The sequence below is a fragment of the Chiayiivirga flava genome (genome assembly GCF_014202825.1).
GTDB lineage: Bacteria > Pseudomonadota > Gammaproteobacteria > Xanthomonadales > Xanthomonadaceae > Chiayiivirga > Chiayiivirga flava.
Map to the genome: position 1 here is coordinate 231812 of NZ_JACHHP010000004.1, position 14627 is coordinate 246438.

The following is a 14627-nucleotide window of genomic DNA, read 5'->3' on the forward strand; positions in this document are numbered from 1 at the left end:
ATTCCCGGAGCCGCCATGAAAACCTCCTTCGCCCTTGCCCTGACCGGACTGTGTTTCGCAACGGCCGCGCTCGCCTCCACGCCGATCGACGAAACGCGCAAGCTCGACGCCGGAGCCTCGGTCTGGCTCGACAACGTCAAGGGCCGCATCCAGGTCGATGTGTGGGACCGCGACGAGATCCACATCGGCGGCTTCCTCGGCGAGGGTGTCGAGAAGCTCTCGCTCGACGGCAGCGCGTCGGCGCTGCGGGTGAAAGTGGTCTATCCGAAGGGCGGCGGCTGGTTCGGCGGCGGCGACGGCGGCGAGCCGAGCGAGCTGCTCGTGAAGCTGCCGGCCAATGTCGAACTGTCGATCGATGCGGTCAGCGCCGAGGTCGGCGTGCGCGGCGTGGCCGGTCGCACGCTCAACATCGACAGCGTCAGCGGCGACATCGAGGTGGACACCGGCGCCGGCGACGTGGAGATCGATGTGGTCAGCGGCGATGTCACCGTGCAGGCGCAGTCGGACAAAGTGAGCATCGAGTCGGTCAGCGGCGACATCGAGTTGTCCGGCGCGATCGGGCGCACCGTGTCGGTGGAGTCGGTGTCGGGCGACATCAGCGTCGACACCGGCGAGCGCCTGCGTTCGATCGATGCGGGCGTGGTGTCGGGCGACATCGAGATCCGCGCCGCGCTCGCGTCCAATGCGCAGGTGAATGCGGAGAGCCTCAGCGGCGATCTTGAGCTGGTGCTCCCGACGGGCACCTCGGCGCGGCTCAAGGCGTCCAGCTTCACCGGCACGCTCAGTTCCGACGCGGGCCGCGTGATCAAGCCCGAACACGGGCCGGGGTCCAACCTCGATACCGTGCTGGGCGATGGCGACGGCGACATCGTGCTCGAAACCTTCTCCGGCGATCTGACCATCCGCCTGCGCTGACGCGCCGCGCCGAGCGGTCCGGAAAACGCCCGCAGGCCCTAGACTAGCGCCCCGATGTGCAGCAGCGAGGCGGCGGCGTGGACCCAGCGACAACCGATCCGGGCGTGTGGACGCGCTACTGGCGCGGCGGCAGCCTGCATTCGTGCGGACATGCCTTTGCCGGCAACTACGCCGGCGCCGTCGCGGCGTTCTGGCAGGGCCGCTTCGCCGCGTGCGACGACGGTGCGCTGATCCTCGACGTCGGTACCGGCAACGGCGCGATTCCGCGCCTCGCGCTCGATCACGCACGCCGCCTGGGCCGCCAGTGGCGCATCCACGGCGCCGACATCGCGGCCATCGACCCGGCCCAGGTCGGCACCGACGCGGCGAACTACGCGCCGCTGCAGTTCCACCCCGGCGTGTCGATGGCGCGGCTGCCGTTCGACGACGGCAGCGTGGATCTGATCACCGGCCAGTACGCGCTCGAATACACCGACATCGACGCCAGCGTGCGCGAGTTCGCACGCGTGCTGCGGCGCGGCGGAGGCTGCGCATTCGTCCTGCACCGCACCGGCTCGGTGGTGCTGCGTGCGACCGACCCGCAACTGGACGACTGCCGCTTCCTGTTCGTCGAGGCGCGGCTCTACCAGCGCGCGCGCGAACTGGCCACGTATCTTGCCCGCGCCAACACCGCCGCCCTGCGCGAACAGCTCGCAGGCGACGTCGGGGCGCAGCGCGCGCGCGCGAAGCTCAACGAGTCGGCCGACGCGGTGCTCGAGCGCATCGAGCGCAGTGCCGTGCCGGGCCTGCTGCAGACCGCGATGGCGCACATCGGCGAGGCCTTCGGCCAGGCACACGTGTGGGGCGAGGCGAAGACGCGCGAATTTCTCGCGTGGAGCGAGCAGGCGCTGCGCGACGAGGAGGCGCGACTGCGCCACCTGCGCGCGGCGGCACTCGACGACGCCGGTGTGCAGGCGCTGGGCGGACGGTTCGCGGCGCACGGTTTCGTCGATGTCGCGATCGGCGAACTGGTGCACGCGGCGGACGTGGCGATGGGCTGGACTCTCGCCGCGCGCCGCGCATGACGGCCGCCGCGGCGTTCGAGGCCGCGCGCCGCGCCCACCTGCAGCAACGGCTGGACGAAGCGCAGACGCTCTACCGGCAGGTGCTGGAGACCACGCCCGACCATGCCGCGGCCTGGCACTACCTCGGCCTCGTGCTACACCAGCGCGGTGAGCCGGGCGCGGCGCTCGATGCCTATGCACGCGCCACCGCGCTCGCCCCCGGTCGCATCGACACGCGCATCCTCGCCACCATGCTGCTGCGCGACCTTGGGCGCATCCGCGAGGCGCTCGACACCATCGCCGCCGTGCTCGCGGTGCAGCCGCGCAACGCGCTGGCGCTGAACCTGCGCGGTGCCCTGCTGCTGCTGTCGGGCGATGTCTCGCAGGCCGAGACGGCGCTGCGTGCGGCACTCGCCATCGACCCGCAGCTCGCCGAGGCCTGGCACCACCTGGGCATCGCACTGCATCGCCAACGGCGCTGGCGCGACGCGCTGGGCTGCTATCGCACCGCCGCCGCGCGCGGCGCCACGGGTTACCAACTGCAGCACAACATCGCGCTCGCGGCCGAAGCGGTGGGCGAGTTCGACGCGGCGGTGACCGCGCTGCACGCCGCCCTGCGCGCGGTGCCCGGCAACGCCTCGGGCTGGGCGCACCTGGCCAACATCCATGCGCTGCGCTGCGATTTTGTCGCGGCCGATGCCGCCTTCGCCCGGCTCGATGCCCTGCTGCAGCAGCCCGCCGACGGCGCCGATGCGCTGGTCGAGCCGTTCCTGCTGCTGTTCGCGCCGCTGTCGGCGCCGGCGCGTGCCGAGGCACTGCGCCGTTACGTGGCGCAGGTCGAACGCCAGACCGCGCACCTCGCGCGTCCGCAGCGCTCGCCGCACGCCGGCTCGCGCCTGCGAATCGGCTACCTGTCGCCGGATTTCGGCGAGCACGCGGTCGGGGGCCTCGTGCGCGACCTGTTCGCGGCGCACGACCGGAGCGGCTTCGACATCGCCGGCTATTCGCTGCGTCGCCACGAGGGCGACACCGCCGCACGCATCCGCGCGGGGTGCGACCTCTTTCGCGATGTCGAGGCGCAGTCGACCGAGGCGATCGCCGCACAGATCGCCGCCGACGGCATCGACATCCTCGTCGATCTCGGCGGCTACACCCTCGGCGCGCGCCCGGGCGTGCTCGCGCTGCGGCCGGCGCCGGTGCAGATCGGCTGGCTCGGCTTCCTGCACACGCATGCGGCGCCGTTCATCGACGCGATCGTGCTCGACGAGTTCGTCGCGCCGCCCGCGCAGCATCACCTGTACGCCGAACGCGTGCTGACCCTGTCGGGAAGCCTGTTTCCCGGCAGCGGCTACCCCGCGCCGCGTGCCGCAACGCGCGCCCGTTTCGGCCTGCCGCACGACCGCTTCGTCTTCGCGAGCTTCAACAACAGCTACAAGCTCGACGCGCCGCTGCTCGATGCCTGGGCGCGCATCGCGCGCGGCGCACCGGACGCGGTCTTCGCGCTGTACCTGCCGGACGCGGCGCGTGCGGGCGTTTCGCGCGCGTGGACCGAACGCGGACTCGCGGCCGAGCGCCTGCTGCTGCTGCCCAAGCTCGGCCTGGCCGAGCACATCGATCGCGCCGCCTGTTGCGACCTGTTCCTCGACGCGTTCCGCTACCAGGCCGGCGCCACGGCGATGGCCTCGGCCGCCGCCGGCCTGCCGACCCTGTGCGTGGCGGGGCAGGGCGCCGCGGCGCGGCTGAGCGTCAGCATCAACGGCGCGCTGGGGCTGCACGAACTGGTGGTCGATTCGGCCGATGCCTATGTCGACGCCGCCATCGCTCTGGCGCAAACGCCCGCTCGGCTCGCCGCGCTGCGGGAGCGTCTGGCCGCCGCGCGCACCGCCTCGGGGCTGTTCGATCCGCGCAGAGCCGCGACCGCGCTCGAGGCCGTCTACCGCCGGATCGCGGCCCGCTGACGCCTGAACGAGCGCCGTCGGGCAATCAAATTCGCGATTTGCGTCACCGCAATCCATCGCTCCGGTCCGATCCAGTCGCGCCTTGTTCAGGTTGGACGCGATCCAGACCTATTGCCGGTGTTAAATATTTGTTGCTACCATCCGGCACTGCTGGATCAGGGGTGGCCAGGAAAGTCGGCCTGTCTGACGGCAGATCCATGGATGTGGATCCAACTTTTGTCCCGAATTGTGCAAGACACTCTGACGTTGGAGAGAGCGAATGAATTTCAACCGTAACCTGCTTAGCGAAGCGGTACGATACGGACTCGCGGCGGGTGCCGTCGGTCTGCTCGGCTTCGCCGCCGCCCCTGCGTATGCGCAGGACGAAGACGATGCCGCCACCCTCGACCGCATCGAAGTCACCGGCTCGCGCATCAAGCGTGTCGACATCGAAGGCCCGAACCCGGTCACCGTGATCGATCGCGCCGATCTTGAAATCTCCGGCGACGTGTCGGTGGCGGACGTGCTGCGTTCGTCGACCTTCAACACCTTGGGTTCGTTCGTGCAGTCCTCGGGCAACACCGCCCAGTCGCAGGCGACCATCTCGCTGCGCGGCATCGGCTCGCAGTACACCCTGCTCCTGCTCGACGGCCGTCGCATCGCGTCGTCGCCGGTGCTCGGCGCGGCTGCGCAGAACCTCAACGCGATTCCGTTCGCGGCGGTGGAGCGCATCGAAATCCTGCGTGACGGCGCCTCGGCGCTGTACGGCTCCGACGCGGTCGGCGGCGTGGTCAACGTGATCCTGCGCAAGGACTACGAAGGCCTGACCATCGCCGGCCAGATCGAGCGTCCGACCCGTGGCGAGCCCGATGCGAACTCGGCCTCGATCACCGGCGGCATCTCGTCGGACCGCGGCAACCTGACCTTCGTCATCGACCATCAGGAACGCGACATCTTCTTCAACCGCGACCGCGACACCGGCATCCCGGGCCTCAACCCGGCGGTGGGCCTGTCGTCGTTCGGTTTCCCGGGCTCGGCGTACGTGTACTCGTCGACCGACGGTTCGTTCTCCGGCGACTTCGTCGGCGCGTTCCCGGACCCGCAGTGCCCGACGGCGCTCGGTTCGGACCCGCTGTTCCCGAACTCGGTCGTGGTCGAGAACGCCTACGGCGCGCTGTGCCGCTTCAACTACGCCGCGGTGTCGGCGAACGAAGCGTCGCTGCGTCGTGAATCGGCGATGGTCAACGGCAACTTCCAGCTCACCGACAACGTCAGCGCGTTCACCCGCGTGATGGCGAACTCGGGCGAGTCGTTCGGCCGTTACGCCGCGACCCCGGTCACCGGTCCGTTCCCGACCATGCGCGGCGACAACCCGAACAACCCGTTCGGCGGCGACGCCACGCTGCTGTACCGCTTCGTGGCGGGCGGCAACCGCGACAGCACCGTGCGCGACCACATGCTCGACGTGCTGTTCGGCCTCGAAGGCCAGATGGATCTGTTCGGCGGCGCCGAGTGGGAAATCGCGGCGCGCCACAACCGCTACGAGATCGACTCGATCGGCACCGGCTACCTGCTGCGTCCGCCGCTCCAGTCGGCGATCGACGCGGGCACGTTCAACCCGTTCGGCAACCCGAACGACCCGGCGTTCCAGGCCGCGGTCGGCGCACTCAGCCACACGATCCTGCAGAACTCGGTCACGCGTGACGTCGGCATCGACGGCCTGCTGTCGTTCGACCTGTTCGAGATGGCGAACGGCCCGGCCGGCATGGCGGTGGGCTTCGACTACCGCGACACGTACTTCGCCGACCTCGTCGACGCGCAGTCCGCCGCGCTGAACGTGTCGGGCACCGCGGGCGGCAACGCCCAGGGCGAACGTGCCCAGTACGCGGTGTTCGCCGAAATGGCGCTGCCGCTGCTGTCGAACCTGAACCTGTCGATCGCGGCGCGTTACGACCACTACAACGACTTCGGCAACAGCACCAACCCGAAGGTCTCGCTCGACTTCCGTCCGATCGAATCGCTGCTGCTGCGTGCCTCGTACGGCACCGGCTTCCGCGCGCCGGACCTGGCGAGCCTGTACCAGTCGGGCGTGCAGTCGTTCAACGGTGCACGCGACGTTCGCGCCTGCAACGGCGACGTCCCGGGCTTCTCGGCTCCGTTCAATCCGTGTAATGCGCGTCAGTACGAGAACCGTACCGGCAGCAACCCGAACCTCGAAGCGGAAGATTCGACGAACTGGGGCGCGGGCGTGGTGTGGAGCGCGCTGGACAACCTGACCTTCAGCCTGGACTACTACAACATCCAGCTCGAGAATCAGGCCGCCGTGCTGTCGCTGCAGCGCATCCTCGACCTCGAAGCCGAGGGCGACCCGCTGGTCGACGGTCTCGTGACCCGCAGCCCGGCCACCGGTGCGATCCTGCTCGTCAACCGCGCGCCGCTGAACCTGGGCGGCTTCAAGACCGCCGGCTACGACTTCGAAGTCGACTACCGTCTGGAAACCGACCTCGGCGTGTTCTCGCCGAAGTTCGTCGTGACCTACCTCGACAAGTACGAGACCGAGTCCTTCCCGGGCACGGGCTTCAGCGACGCGATCACCGGCTCGGGTTTCACCCCGGACACGCGCGCGCAGCTGCAGCTGGACTGGGCGCTGGGTGACTTCGGCGTGGGCATCGTCGGCGACTACATCGGCGACAGCTACCAGGACGTGACGATCGCGAACGAAGACGTGCGTGTGAACATCCCGTCGTGGACCACGTGGGATCTGCAGGCCACCTGGTCGGCGCCGTGGAACGGCAAGGTCTCGGTCGGTGTCCGCAACGTGGCCGACAAGGCCCCGCCGCTCGACAACATCGTGATCTCCTCGCCGTTCTACCTGAACAGCCAGTACGACTTCTACGGCCGCGTCCCGTACGTGCGCTACGAGCAGAAGTTCTGATCTAGTTGTCACACAAGCGGGTCATCGAACCCGCCTGCTGCACCCCTCAGCGGCTCGCTTCGGCGAGCCGCTTTTTTTTGCGTGGGGTTTGCGCGCGGTGGCCGGCGATGTGTCGGCTTGCGACGGTTGTCTGCGGCCGTGCGTCCGGTTTGCGAGCAAAGGCGCGGAGGGCGGGCAATGAGGACCAGGCACTGGTTCGCGGGTGCGCTGCTGGTGTTGCCGATGGCAGCTGCGGCGCCGCAGGTGCATGCACAGGACGGGCCGCCGGTGTTGCCCGAGATCGTCGGCAGCAGCGTGTTCCTGCATTACCACCCGGACCTTCGTCACCGCCGCGACGGCATGCTCGCGATGGAGCGTGGCGCAAACGACATGGCGCTGCGGCACTTCGTCCGCGCGGCGGAGTTCTCGGACAAGCCGTCGCAGGCGTTTCTCGCCGACATGCATTGGCATGGCACGGGCGTTCCGCGCGATCGTGCGCTGGCCTATGCGTGGATGGATCTGGCGGCCGAGCGCGGCTATCCGCTCTTCGTCGCGTATCGGGAGCGGTACTGGCACGCGCTCGATGCCGACGAGCGGGCGCGCGTGCAGGACGTCGGCGCACCGCTGTACGCGCGCTACGGCGACGCCGTCGCCAGGCCCCGGATGGAGCACATGTTGCGCAAGGGGCGGATGGACTTCACCGGCAGCCGCGTCGGCGTTGTTCCGTTCGGGCTGGAGGTGCTGGTGCCGTCGCCCACGGGCGGCTGGATGCGCATTCCCGAGGACTGGGCGTACCAGGAGCGGTTCTGGCACGCGGACGAATACTTCGAATGGCAGGACGAGATCCACGACAGGATGCCGCAGGGCGTGGTCGAGATCGGCCCGATCGCGCCCGGCGACGACGGCGGGCCGCGCTGACCGTCACCCGGCGGCGATGCGCGTCAGCAATCCGTCGGCGGCGGGAACATAGCGCCGCCAGCGCTCGACGCTGTTGCGGTTGATCGGCGCGCGCAACTGCGCCTCGCTGTGGGTGGCCACAGGCTGCGTGGCGCGCCAGAACTGCGTCATGTCGTCGCGCCAGCGGAGGCCGAGCGCATGCAGCGGCGCGGCGAGCGCGGCCTCCGCGTCGTCGACGACGGCTTCGTAGTCGATGTGCACCACGCGCGCCGGTTCCCGTGCGTGCCAGTGCTCGACGTGCGCCCGCAGCGCGTGCGCGTAGCGTGCGAGGTCGTCGATGTGGTTGCCGTAGGCGCAGCCGAATTCGAAGTCGTGCTGCCAGATGGAAATCGCGGTGTCGGCGAGGCTGCGGCGGCAGTGCAGCACGAGAGCGTCCGGGAACAGCGCAAGGATCAGGCCGATGTGCGCGGCATTGGCGGGCAGCTTGTCGACCACGATGCCGGCGCCGTGCGCCATATCGCCGACCGCGGCGCGATACCAGCGTGCGCAGAAGTGCAGGCGCTCGGCATCGGCCTGCGCGGGCGAGCGGCACGGGCCGTTGGCGAGTGTGGGAATCAGGTTCTGTTCGCCGGCCTGCGCCACGTCCGGATGCGCGCCGAGCAGGGCACTGAGCAGCGTGGTCCCGCTGCGTGGCAGTCCGACGATGAACACCGGGCGCGGCGATGCGCCGTCGCCTGCGGTTGCGGGCGACCAGCGACGGTCGATGGCGAGGTCGGCCTCGAATGCGTCGCCGTTCCACGTGCCGATGCGCTGCCGTTTCAGCGCGTGGGCGGTGCTGGCCCATGCGAATGCCTCGTTCGGGGCGTCGGCGTCGAGCAGCGTGGCGAGGGCGAACGCGGTCTTCTCGCGTTCGTAGGCCGATGTCGTGCGCCGATGCCATGCCTGCAGGTGCGTCGCGACATCCGGGCCCGCCGCCGCGCGCGCCTCGACCGCCTTCTGCCACGCGTCGACACTGTCCGGAAACCGCCTGATTGCCGCAGCAAACCGCGCCTGCGCCTGCGCGCGTTCGCCGACCGCCTGCGCGACCTGCGCCGACAGCAGCAGACGTCCGATATCGAGGTTTTCGGCATCCGGCCACGCCGCCATGCCGTGCCACGCGCGTTGCGGCCGGTTGCCGAGCAGCAGGTGCTGCAGCCACGCAAGCTCGATCGACGCATCGTGCGCAAACGCGGCATGCAGGCGATCGAGCGCACGCAGCCGCGCGTACGGGTCGGCCTGCACGGACGGGTGTGCGAGCACGCCGCGCAGGCCCGCCGGTGGCGTGTCGCGCAGCGCGGCTTCGAGCGCCGCGTCCGGATGCGGCGTCCACGGCGGGTGCGCGGCCACGCTCAGAGACTGTAGCCGAAGCGTTCGATCAGCGGCGCGAGTGCCGGCAGGTGCGGATCGAGCACGTCGCGGTAGCGGCGCCAGCGGTCCATCGCGCTGCGGTACACCGGCTGCGCGACCTGGTGGTAGCTGCTGGTGGTGACGCGTTCGCCGCCGTCGCGCACGCGCTGGTCGTGGCGCAGCAGGGCGTCGTACCACGGCAGGTCGACGGCATCGCACAACGCACGCAGCCGCGGTTCCGGCGCATCGACGAGATCTTCGTAGCGCAGCACCGTGTGCGCGATCGGCAGACGTGCCTGCGCGGCGTCCCAGCAACGCATCGAGCGCAGGTAGAAGTCGACCGTGTCGGCGAGCGTGTGGAAATGCCAGTTGGCGGCGTTGGCGGTGAACGGCTGCATCCAGTTGCTGAGCACCACGTCGGACGGATGCCGCAGCACGAACACGTGGCGCGCGTGCGGCAGCAGGCGCCAGATCAGCGCGGCGTGGTGCGAGCGGATCGGCATCACGTCGACCACGCGACGCTCGGCGGCCGACGGCGCAGACGCAAGCACACGCTCGCGATACAGCAGACGCAGCCGTTCGGCGGCCTCCGGCGACAGCGTGGCGATGGCCTCGGGATAGCTGCGCGTCTGTTCGAGCGCGGCGGCGCAGGCTTCGATCGTCGATTTCTCTTCCAGCGTGGCCACGCCCGGGTGGCCCGCGAGCATCGTGCGCAGCAGCGTGGTGCCCGAGCGCGAGAAGCCGTAGACGAAGATCGGCGTGTCCGGCACGGGCGGCAGTTCGCGCCACGCGGCGGGGTCGGTCTGGGCGAGCCAGGACGCGATGCGGTCCAGCCGGTCGGCGAGGCCACGGGCGTCGGGTTCGAGCGAACGTGCGCCGTGCCGGGCGAGCGTGTTCGCGCGTTCGAAGGCCTGGGTGGCGGCGGCGGCATCGTCGGCCTGGTCGTGGATCTGGCCGGCCTCGTAGTGGTAGCGCAGCGCGAAGCGGGTGGGCAGGTGCGCGGGGTCGATCGCGCGCAGTCGCTGCAGCGCGGCGTCGTTGCGCTTGCGGCGGCGTTCGAGGATGGCGGCCTCCAGCAGCAGGCGCGGGTCGTGCGGCGCGATGGACAGGCCGCGCTGCAGCGCCGCGGCCATGTCGTCGATGCGGTTTTCGATTTCGTGCAGGTCGGCCAGTTCCGCCCACACTTCGGGATCGCCCGGCGCCAGCTGCGCGGCGCGTTCGAGAGCGTGGCGCGCGCCGGCGCCGTCGAGCTGCTGGCTCAGCAGCACGCCCAGGTACAGCCATGCCAGCGCGTGGTCCGGCTGCTGCGCCAGCACGTGCTCGTAGCGGGTGCGGGCGGCATCGAGCCGGTTGTCGTGGTGTTCGCACAGACCGGCGTGGATCAGTGCGTCGGCGTCGTCGGGCGCGCGCTTGAGCCAGGTGTCGAAGGCCAGTTGCGCACGTGCGACGTGGTCGAGCGCAAGTTCGGTCTTGCCGAGGTTGAGCCAGGCATTGCGGTAGGCGGGCCGCAGCTGGCTGGCGTGGCGGAATGCGTCGATGGCCTCGTGCATGCGGCCGCGCGCGCGTTCGGCCACGCCGAGGTTGTGCCAGCCGGGCGAAAACGCCGGGTCGAGCTGCACCGCGCGACGGAAGGCGGCGAGCGCGGCGTCCGGATGCCCGAGATTGTGCAGCGCCCGCGCGAGGTGGTTCTGCGCGACGGCGAGACCGGGGTCGCGCCGGATCGCCTCCTGCGCGCACGCGGCGGCCTGGGCGAAGTCCTCCGCGGCGTGCGCGTGCAGCGCGGCGGCGATCCAGTCCTCGGTCCGGTGCCGCTCGCTCATCGGCTTGAGCACGCTCAGGCGCAACGCGTCGTCCATGCGGCCGTCGGCCAGCATCAGCTCGCGCAGGGTCTGCAGTTGCTCGATCGTCAGGTCGACGGGCAGGGCGGCGAGCACGCCGTCCCAGTCGGCCGCGGCCGCGGCCGTGAGCACGGGTGCGGCGGGGGCGCCTGCGGAACGTGAAATATCCATGCATGGGATTCTAGCGGCGTGGCTCCCTGTGCGCGTCCGGTTCCGGCGATTCGCTTCCTTCTCTCCGCGGGAGAAGGTGCCGAAGGCGGATGAGGGAGCCACGTGCAGGTTACCTCGACGTCAGGCCGCAGCGAATTTCGAATGCGGAGAAGATCTCGGCAGCCTGCCAGGTGGCTCCCTCATCCGCGCTGCCGCGCACCTTCTCCCGCGGGGAGAAGGAAGGGCCGACGACCGGAGCGTCTTTTTGCCTGCATTGCGCCGCGCGTCGCGACGGTGCGGCGCGGCAGGTAGAATGCGCCTCTTTGCCTCGCGCCCGGCCGCGCCCGGCGCGTACGGAGACCGTCCCGATGTCCAGCCAGCCCCCCGTCCAGAAACTGGAACTCAACGCCACGCGCAATTTCGCGCCGTGGCTCGCCGAGCAGAACGCGAGCGTGCTCGTGTCGACGTACCAGTCCGGCATGCTCTTCATGATCGGCGTGAAGCCCGACGGCACGCTGTCGTACTTCAACCGCATGGTGGCGCGCGCGATGGGCATCGCGGCGAATCCGCAGACCATCTGGGTCGGCACCATGTACCAGGTCTGGCGTTTCGAGAACACGCTCGATCCGGGCAAGGACCACCAGGGCTTCGACGGCTACTACATGCCGCGCGTGGCCTACAGCACCGGCGACATCGATTGCCACGACATCGGCATGCGCAACGACGGCACGCCGATCTTCGTCAACACGATGTACAGCTGCCTTGCCACCGTCGACGAGCGCTACAGCTTCCGCAGCGTGTGGGTGCCGCCGTTCATCACCAAGCTCGCGCCGGAGGACCGCTGCCATCTCAACGGTCTTGCGATGGTCGACGGCGAGGCGAAGTACGTCACGTGCATCAGCCGCAGCGACGCGCCGGGCGGCTGGCGCGATTTCCGCAACGACGGCGGCCTGGTGCTGGAAGTGCCGAGCGGCGAGGTGGTGTGTTCGGGCCTGTCGATGCCGCATTCGCCGCGCTGGTATCGCGACCGGTTGTGGGTGCACAACTCGGGCACCGGGCATTTCGGCTACGTCGATTTCGCAAGCGGCAAGTTCGAGCCGATCGCGTTCTGTCCCGGCTACCTGCGCGGTCTGAGCTTCGTCAACAACTACGCGGTGGTGGGACTGTCGGCCGGGCGCGACAAGAGCCAGTCGGGCCTCAAGCTCGAGGACAACCTGCGCGAGAAGGGCGCCATCGGGCGCTGCGCGGTGCAGGTGATCGATCTGGAACGCGGCGACGTGCACCACGAGATCCGCATCCTCGGCGACGTGAAGGAGCTGTACGACACCGCCGTGCTGCCGGGCATCCGTGTGCCGGGCACGGTGGGGTTCATGTCCGAGGAAATCTGGAACCGGATCAACTTCGTCGATCCGCTGTCGGCGAAATGAGCGCGACGACACCCCATCCGCGACTGGCCGAAGCCTTCGAACGGCATCGTGCCGGCGATCTCGCCGCCGCCGAGCAGGCCTACCGCGCGGTGCTGGCCGAGCGCGGGGAGGACGCCGACGCCCTCAACGGGCTCGCCGGCCTGAGCCTGGTGCAGCGCCGTCCCAATCAGGCGTTGGCGTTGCTGCGCCGTGCGCTGGCGCAGCGTCCGGAGTCCGCGGTGATCTGGTCCAATCTCGCGCGCGCCGCGCTCGGCAGCGGCCGCAGCGAGGACGCCGCACGCGCTGCGCAGCGCGCCTGCGAACTCGGCGGCGACACCGTCGACGATCTGCTGCTGCTCGGCAACGCGTTGCGCGACCTGGATCGCACCGACGAATCCGAAGCCGCGTTCGAGCGCGCCGCGCAAAAGGCGCCCGGCCAGCTCGCGCCGGCCTACAACCTCGCCATCTCCCACCTCACCGCGGGGCAGCACGAGCGCGCGCTGCGCGAACTGAAGGCATTGACGGCACGCTTCCCGGCCCAGCCTGCCGTGCGCCACAGTCTTGCGAATGCGCTCGCGGCGGTCGGCCGGCATGCCGAGGCGCTGGTCGAGTACCGCGCCACCACCGAGCAATCGCCCGGCTTTGTCGCGGCGTGGACCAACTATGCGCTGACCTGCCTTGAGGTCGGCGAGCTGGACGAAGCCGCCGCGGCGCTCGACCACGCGCTGGACCTGCGGCCGGGCGAGCCGGTGGCCGTCGCCGCGGCCGGCGTGCTGGCGCAGCGCGAGGGCGATGCGGCGCGTATCGCGCAATTGTTCGATGTCGACCGCGTGATCGTCGCGGGCGAGCTGCCGCTGCCGGCGCAGGTGCCCGACCGGCAGGCGTGGCACGACGCGATCGAAGCGGAAATCCTCGCCTTGCCGCATCTGCGCCGCGACCTGGCCAGCAAGACCACGCGCGACGGCCGCCAGAGCGGGAACCTCGCCGCGATCGGTCACGGCGCACTCGGCGCATTCGTCGCCGCGCTGCGCGAGACGCTCGCTGCGCGCATCGACGCGCACGCATCGCGCCAGCACGGTGTCGATCCGGTGCTGGTGGCTCCGCCGCCCGCGCGCTGGCATCTGAACCTGTGGGCCACCGTGCTCGATCCCGCCGGTCACCAGGATCCGCATCTGCATCCGTCCGGCTGGCTCAGCGGCGTGTATTACCTGCGTGCCGCCGCGTCGCCGGACGATCGCGCCGGCTGGATCGAATTCGGCGCGCCGCCGACGGTACTGCAGGGCGACACGCCGCCGACCGTGCACGCACTGCAGCCACGCGAGGGCGAACTCGTCACGTTCCCGTCGTACCTGTACCACCGTACCGTTCCGCACCGCGGCGACGGCTTGCGCATCAGCCTCGCCTTCGACGTGGTGCCGCTGCCGGCCTGAGCCGGCGCCCGGGACGTGGCGCGGCGGCCGTCACGCGCCGAGCACCTGCGGCGCGCCGCGAATCCACGCGTTGAATGCGATGACGATGCGCGGCCGCGTGCCCCAGTACGGAAACACCTCGTGATACACGTACGAGGGAAACAGCAGCAACCTGCCCGTTTCGTGCCGCACCTTCCAGCCGCCGTGGTGGAACTGGCCGCGCAGATGCTCGTTGCCCGAGTCCACGTACATGTCCCCGCCCAGGCGTGTGTCGAGGAACCGCACCGTGCCGCTGTCGGGCCGGTCGGCCGGCGAATCGCCGGGGTCCACGCAGAAAATGCCCGACCACGACGCCATCGGATGGTTGTGCACGCCCTGGTGCCCGCCAGTGCGCGTGACGTGGAACCACGAGTGGTAATCGAACGTCAGCTGCGCGTAGACCTCGGGCGGGAAGCCGGACAGTTGCTGCACCAGCGCCGCGAGGCTGTGATGGATGAATCCGAACGCGTGCTGCACCGGCGCATCGGGCCAGGTGTGCAGATCGAAGCTGCTTTCGAACAGCCCGTGCTGCGTGTCGCGGCGGATGGCGTTGCGGTAACGCGCGCCTTCGGCTTCGCGCTGCAGGAACAGGTCGCGCAGTTGCGCGCAGGCCGGTTCCGCGTCGGGCAAGCGGGCTTCGCCGAACGGCACGGAAAACAGCGGATGGACGTTGACGGTCATGCGGACGGGCGG

Annotated in this window: 10 protein-coding genes; 7 read left to right on the plus strand and 3 right to left on the minus strand. The window is 70.1% G+C overall.

Annotated features, from left to right (window positions below; translation table 11 throughout):
• Positions 1-15 precede the first annotated feature (15 nt).
• The 5 genes from HNQ52_RS11875 to HNQ52_RS11895 all read left to right on the plus strand — a co-directional run bounded on the left by HNQ52_RS11875 (position 16) and on the right by HNQ52_RS11895 (position 7727).
• Positions 16-915: a DUF4097 family beta strand repeat-containing protein gene (locus HNQ52_RS11875; RefSeq protein ID WP_183961389.1), complete on the plus strand. Its 900-nt coding sequence runs from the start codon at positions 16-18 to the stop codon at positions 913-915.
• 77 nt (positions 916-992) lie between these two features.
• Positions 993-1979, plus strand: coding sequence for a methyltransferase domain-containing protein (locus tag HNQ52_RS11880; RefSeq protein WP_183961390.1), 987 nt, complete (start codon positions 993-995; stop codon positions 1977-1979).
• Positions 1976-3916 carry an O-linked N-acetylglucosamine transferase, SPINDLY family protein gene (locus tag HNQ52_RS11885; RefSeq protein ID WP_183961391.1) on the plus strand — a complete coding sequence of 647 codons (1941 nt, stop codon included), beginning with the start codon at positions 1976-1978 and terminating at the stop codon, positions 3914-3916. Before HNQ52_RS11880 ends, HNQ52_RS11885 begins: the two co-directional genes overlap by 4 nt.
• A gap of 259 nt (positions 3917-4175) precedes the next feature.
• A complete protein-coding gene (locus HNQ52_RS11890) occupies positions 4176-6830 on the plus strand; it encodes a TonB-dependent receptor plug domain-containing protein (protein ID WP_183961392.1) in 2655 nt (884 codons plus the stop codon).
• 177 nt (positions 6831-7007) lie between these two features.
• Entirely contained in the window at positions 7008-7727 is a 720-nt protein-coding gene (locus tag HNQ52_RS11895; protein WP_183961393.1) for an SEL1-like repeat protein, read from the plus strand.
• 3 nt (positions 7728-7730) lie between these two features.
• Here the strand turns inward: HNQ52_RS11895 and HNQ52_RS11900 are convergent, their stop codons facing one another.
• Both HNQ52_RS11900 and HNQ52_RS11905 read right to left on the minus strand, forming a co-directional pair.
• Complete coding sequence (locus tag HNQ52_RS11900) at positions 7731-9092, minus strand: sulfotransferase (RefSeq protein ID WP_183961394.1); 1362 nt, start codon at positions 9090-9092, stop codon at positions 7731-7733.
• Positions 9093-9094: 2 nt separating this feature from the next.
• Positions 9095-11101, minus strand: coding sequence for a tetratricopeptide repeat-containing sulfotransferase family protein (locus tag HNQ52_RS11905; protein ID WP_183961395.1), 2007 nt, complete (start codon positions 11099-11101; stop codon positions 9095-9097).
• Between the two features lie 347 nt (positions 11102-11448).
• On the opposite strand from HNQ52_RS11905, the gene HNQ52_RS11910 reads away from it, so the two are divergent.
• The gene (locus HNQ52_RS11910; protein ID WP_183961396.1) at positions 11449-12507 is read left to right on the plus strand and encodes a TIGR03032 family protein; all 1059 of its coding nucleotides are present in this window, start codon (positions 11449-11451) and stop codon (positions 12505-12507) included.
• The gene (locus HNQ52_RS11915; protein WP_183961397.1) at positions 12504-13916 is read left to right on the plus strand and encodes a tetratricopeptide repeat protein; all 1413 of its coding nucleotides are present in this window, start codon (positions 12504-12506) and stop codon (positions 13914-13916) included. Before HNQ52_RS11910 ends, HNQ52_RS11915 begins: the two co-directional genes overlap by 4 nt.
• A gap of 30 nt (positions 13917-13946) precedes the next feature.
• Here the strand turns inward: HNQ52_RS11915 and HNQ52_RS11920 are convergent, their stop codons facing one another.
• Positions 13947-14615, minus strand: coding sequence for a putative 2OG-Fe(II) oxygenase (locus tag HNQ52_RS11920; protein ID WP_183961398.1), 669 nt, complete (start codon positions 14613-14615; stop codon positions 13947-13949).
• Positions 14616-14627 lie beyond the last annotated feature (12 nt).

Coding starts and splice junctions, on each gene's coding strand:
- HNQ52_RS11875 (WP_183961389.1), top strand. CDS start 16: ATGAAAACCTCCTTCGCCCTTGCCCTGACCGGACTGTGTTTCGCAACG.
- HNQ52_RS11885 (WP_183961391.1), top strand. CDS start 1,976: ATGACGGCCGCCGCGGCGTTCGAGGCCGCGCGCCGCGCCCACCTGCAG.
- HNQ52_RS11890 (WP_183961392.1), top strand. CDS start 4,176: ATGAATTTCAACCGTAACCTGCTTAGCGAAGCGGTACGATACGGACTC.
- HNQ52_RS11895 (WP_183961393.1), top strand. CDS start 7,008: ATGAGGACCAGGCACTGGTTCGCGGGTGCGCTGCTGGTGTTGCCGATG.
- HNQ52_RS11905 (WP_183961395.1), bottom strand. CDS start 11,101: ATGGATATTTCACGTTCCGCAGGCGCCCCCGCCGCACCCGTGCTCACG.
- HNQ52_RS11910 (WP_183961396.1), top strand. CDS start 11,449: ATGTCCAGCCAGCCCCCCGTCCAGAAACTGGAACTCAACGCCACGCGC.
- HNQ52_RS11915 (WP_183961397.1), top strand. CDS start 12,504: ATGAGCGCGACGACACCCCATCCGCGACTGGCCGAAGCCTTCGAACGG.
- HNQ52_RS11920 (WP_183961398.1), bottom strand. CDS start 14,615: ATGACCGTCAACGTCCATCCGCTGTTTTCCGTGCCGTTCGGCGAAGCC.